General features: G+C 57.4%; 2 protein-coding genes and 1 pseudogene. 2 read left to right on the plus strand and 1 reads right to left on the minus strand.

What is annotated here, in order from left to right; all coding sequences use genetic code 11:
• Positions 1-70, minus strand: a pseudogene (locus FDW94_RS24140) (RNA 2',3'-cyclic phosphodiesterase); the annotation flags it as partial.
• Between the two features lie 73 nt (positions 71-143).
• Here FDW94_RS24140 and hrpB point away from each other — a divergent pair.
• Positions 144-2573, plus strand: a complete 2430-nt coding sequence (gene hrpB, locus FDW94_RS11255; RefSeq protein ID WP_170974235.1) for an ATP-dependent helicase HrpB — start codon at positions 144-146, stop codon at positions 2571-2573.
• A gap of 135 nt (positions 2574-2708) precedes the next feature.
• On the plus strand, positions 2709-4616 hold a 1908-nt coding region (gene mrcB / locus FDW94_RS11260; RefSeq protein WP_249358440.1), incomplete at its 3' end, for a bifunctional glycosyl transferase/transpeptidase.

A 4616-nucleotide genomic window follows, 5' to 3' on the forward strand; every position in this document is an offset into this window, starting at 1 on the left:
AGTGGATTAGCTGCTCCCGAACCCCGGCTGGCAATTCAATCGCAAAGAACAGCCTTTTTGGCTCAGACATGATGGATACTCGGTTATGAATTAACGCGATGCTACAATGCAGCGCGAAGAATGTTAACCCTCTGGAGCCATTTGTGACGTTGTTGCCCGTTGCTGCCGTAGTGCCTGAACTGCTTACCGCCCTTGATGCCTCGCCGCAGGTTCTGCTGACGGCGCCGACCGGTGCCGGGAAATCGACCTGGCTGCCATTGCGACTTCTTGAGCATCGCGGTATTACGGGGCGGATTATTTTGCTGGAACCGCGCCGCCTGGCAGCGCGCAATGTGGCGCAACGATTAGCGGAATTGTTGAACGAAAAGCCTGGTGAAACAGTGGGCTATCGCATGCGCGCACAAAGTTGCGTAGGGCCGCAGACCCGGCTGGAAGTGGTAACAGAGGGCGTCCTGACGCGGATGATCCAACGCGATCCTGAACTGACAGGCGTCGGGCTGGTGATCCTCGACGAATTTCACGAACGGAGTTTACAGGCTGATCTGGCGCTGGCGCTATTGCTGGATGTGCAGCAAGGGCTGCGGGACGATCTGAAACTGTTGATTATGTCCGCCACTCTGGATAACGGGCGTTTGCAGCAGATGTTGCCCGATGCGCCGACGATCGTTTCTGAAGGCCGCGCATTTCCCGTTGAGCGGCGGTATCTGCCGTTGGCGGCGCATTTGCGTTTTGATGAAGCGGTGGCGATAGCGACGGCGGAGCTATTGCGCCATGAAAGCGGGTCACTGCTGCTATTTTTACCGGGTGTGGGCGAAATCCTGCGTGTACAGGAGCAGCTGGCTACGCGTGTAGGCAGCGATGTTGTGCTGTGTCCACTGTACGGCGCGTTAACGCTTTCCGAGCAGCGTCAGGCGATTGTGCCCGCGCCGCAAGGCAAACGCAAAGTGGTGCTGGCCACCAATATTGCTGAAACCAGCTTGACGATCGAAGGCATCCGACTGGTGGTGGACTGCGCCCAGGAACGCGTGGCACGCTATGACGTGCGTACCGGTCTGACGCGACTGATTACCCAGCGCATCAGTCAGGCTTCGATGACTCAGCGCGCGGGACGTGCGGGTCGTCTGGAGCCCGGTATTTGCCTGCATCTGCTTGCCAAAGAGCAGGCAGAAAGAGCGGCAGCGCAGGGGGAAGCGGAGATATTGCAGAGCGATCTGTCCGGGCTACTGATGGAGCTGCTGCAATGGGGATGTACCGAACCTGAGCAACTGAACTGGCTGGATACGCCGCCCGCCATCAACCTGCAGGCGGCAAAACGGCTGTTGCAGATGCTGGGCGCGCTTGAGGGCGACAGGCTCAGTGCCCGCGGGCAGAAAATGGCGGCATTGGGTAACGATCCTCGTTTAGCGGCGATGCTGGTCGGTGCCAAAAATAATACCGAAGCGGCTACGGCGGCAAAACTGGCCGCGATTCTGGAAGAGCCGCCGCGCGGTGGAAGTACCGATCTGACCGTGGCGTTTTCACGAAATCAGCCCGCCTGGCAGCAGCGCAGTCAACAGTTGCTGAAACGGCTTAACGTTAGCAGCGGGCAGCCCGACAGCACGCTGCTCCCCTCATTGCTAGCGCGGGCGTTTGCCGATCGGATCGCGCGTCGACGCGGGCAGGAAGGGCGCTATCAGCTGGCGAATGGCATGGGCGCTATGCTGGATGCCGATGATGCTTCAGGACGCCATGAATGGCTGATAGCGCCACTTTTGTTGCAGGGCAGCGCTTCGCCAGACGCGCGTATTTTGCTGGCTCTGCCGCTGGATATCGAGTCGCTGATGCAGGCATGTCCTGAGCTGCTGCAACAGTCCGACACCATCGAATGGGATGAAACCCAGGGAACGTTAAAGGCATTGCGTCGGTCGCGCATTGGTCAGCTCACGGTAAAAGTACAGCCATTGGCCAAACCCTCGGAAGAGGAGTTGCATCAGGCGATGTTGAATGGCATTCGCGATAAAGGGCTAAGTGTGCTCAACTGGACGCCGGAAGCCGAGCAGTTTCGACTGCGTCTGCAATGTGCGGCAAACTGGTTGCCAGAATACGACTGGCCCGCGGTAGATGAGGATTCTCTGCTGGCGTCGCTGGAGACCTGGCTGCTGCCGCACATGAGCGGTGTGCACTCGTTACGCGCATTAAAAGCACTCAATGTAGGACAGGCGTTGCGCGGTTTACTGGACTGGTCAATGTTGCAACGTCTGGATAGTGAGCTGCCTGCGCATTACACTGTGCCGACGGGAAGCCGGATTGCCATTCGCTATCATGAGGATAATCCTCCAGTATTGGCGGTTCGGATGCAGGAAATGTTTGGTGAAGCAAAGACTCCAACCATTGCCCAGGGGCGCGTGCCGCTGGTGCTGGAGCTGCTGTCTCCGGCCCAAAGACCGCTACAGGTGACGAGCGATCTGAGCGCGTTCTGGCAGGGATCGTACCGTGAGGTGCAAAAAGAGATGAAAGGGCGTTATCCCAAACATGTCTGGCCGGACGATCCGGCGAATACCGCGCCAACGCGGCGCACCAAAAAGTATTCGTAATGTAACTGTAGGCCGGATAAGGCGTTATGCCGCATCCGGCGAAAGAGCGGTAATAATTGAGAGATTTCTTCTTCTGTCGCAGGACGGAAGAACAGAGAATCGGGCCCTTGCGCCTGAATGTTGCGGAGAAAAAGCATGGCGGGGAATGACCGCGAGCCAATTGGACGTAAAGGGAAACCCTCGCGTCCGGTGAAACAAAAGGTGAGCCGTCGTCAACTCAGAGATGAAGAGTATGACGACGATTATGATGATGATGACTATGAGGATGAAGAACCGATGCCGCGTAAGGGTAAAGGCAAAGGGCGTAAGCCTCGTGGTAAGCGCGGCTGGTTCTGGCTGCTGGTAAAACTGTCGATTGTCTTTTTGGTGCTGATTGCCATTTACGGCGTTTATCTGGACCAAAAAATCCGTAGCCGTATTGATGGCAAAGTCTGGCAGCTTCCTGCGGCAGTTTATGGCCGTATGGTTAACCTTGAGCCAGAAATGCCTATCGGCAAAAACGAGATGGTGAAGCTGCTGGAGGCCACGCAGTATCGTCAGGTGACGAAGATGACGCGTCCGGGCGAATTTACCGTGCAGGCGAAGAGCATCGAGATGATTCGCCGTCCGTTTGATTTCCCGGACAGCAAAGAAGGGCAGGTGCGTGCGCGTCTGACCTTTGACGGCGATCATCTGGACACCATCGAGAATATGGATAACAACCGCCAGTTCGGTTTCTTCCGTCTCGATCCGCGTCTGATCACCATGCTCTCTTCACCTAACGGTGAGCAGCGCCTGTTTGTTCCGCGTAGCGGCTTCCCGGATCTGCTGGTGGACACGCTGCTGGCGACCGAAGATCGTCATTTCTATGAGCATGACGGTATCAGTCTCTATTCCATTGGCCGTGCGGTGCTGGCGAACCTGACAGCTGGTCGTACGGTACAGGGGGCCAGTACGCTGACTCAGCAGCTGGTGAAAAACCTGTTCCTGTCCAGCGAACGTTCCTACTGGCGTAAGGCCAACGAAGCCTATATGGCGCTGATCATGGATGCGCGTTACAGCAAAGACCGCATTCTTGAGCTGTACATGAACGAAGTTTATCTCGGCCAAAGCGGTGATAACGAGATTCGCGGCTTCCCGCTGGCGAGCCTCTATTATTTCGGTCGTCCGGTAGAAGAGCTGAGCCTCGACCAGCAGGCGCTGCTGGTGGGGATGGTTAAAGGGGCGTCGATCTACAACCCGTGGCGTAACCCGAAACTGGCGCTGGAGCGTCGTAACCTGGTTCTGCGTTTGCTGCAACAGCAGCAGATTATCGACCAGGATCTGTATGACATGCTGAGCGCGCGTCCGTTAGGCGTACAGCCGCGTGGTGGGGTGATCTCCCCGCAGCCTGCCTTTATGCAGATGGTGCGTCAGGAGCTCCAGGCGAAGCTGGGCGATAAAGTTAAAGATCTCTCCGGCGTGAAGATTTTCACCACCTTTGATTCCGTGGCGCAGGACGCCGCAGAAAAAGCGGCGGTGGAAGGCATTCCGGTACTGAAGAAACAGCGTAAGCTGAGCGATCTGGAAACCGCGATTGTGGTTGTTGACCGCTTTAGCGGCGAAGTTCGCGCCATGGTCGGCGGAGCAGAACCGCAGTTTGCGGGCTATAACCGTGCGATGCAGGCGCGTCGTTCGATTGGTTCTCTGGCCAAGCCTGCGACCTATCTGACCGCGCTCAGCCAGCCGAAGTTGTACCGCCTGAATACCTGGATTGCCGACGCGCCGATTGCACTGCGTCAGCCGAACGGCCAGGTGTGGTCACCGCAGAACGATGACCGTCGCTATAGCGAAAGCGGTAAAGTGATGCTGGTGGATGCGTTAACGCGTTCAATGAACGTGCCAACGGTAAATCTGGGGATGGCGCTGGGCCTGCCTGCTGTAACCGATACCTGGTTGAAGCTGGGGGCGCCGAAAGATCAGCTTAACCCGGTTCCGGCCATGCTGCTGGGGGCGTTGAACCTGACGCCAATTGAAGTGGCGCAGGCATTCCAGACTATCGCCAGCGGCGGGAACCGCGCGCCG

Origin of the sequence: Citrobacter sp. wls757 (genome assembly GCF_005280935.1) — a bacterium.
Classification (GTDB): domain Bacteria; phylum Pseudomonadota; class Gammaproteobacteria; order Enterobacterales; family Enterobacteriaceae; genus Citrobacter; species Citrobacter portucalensis.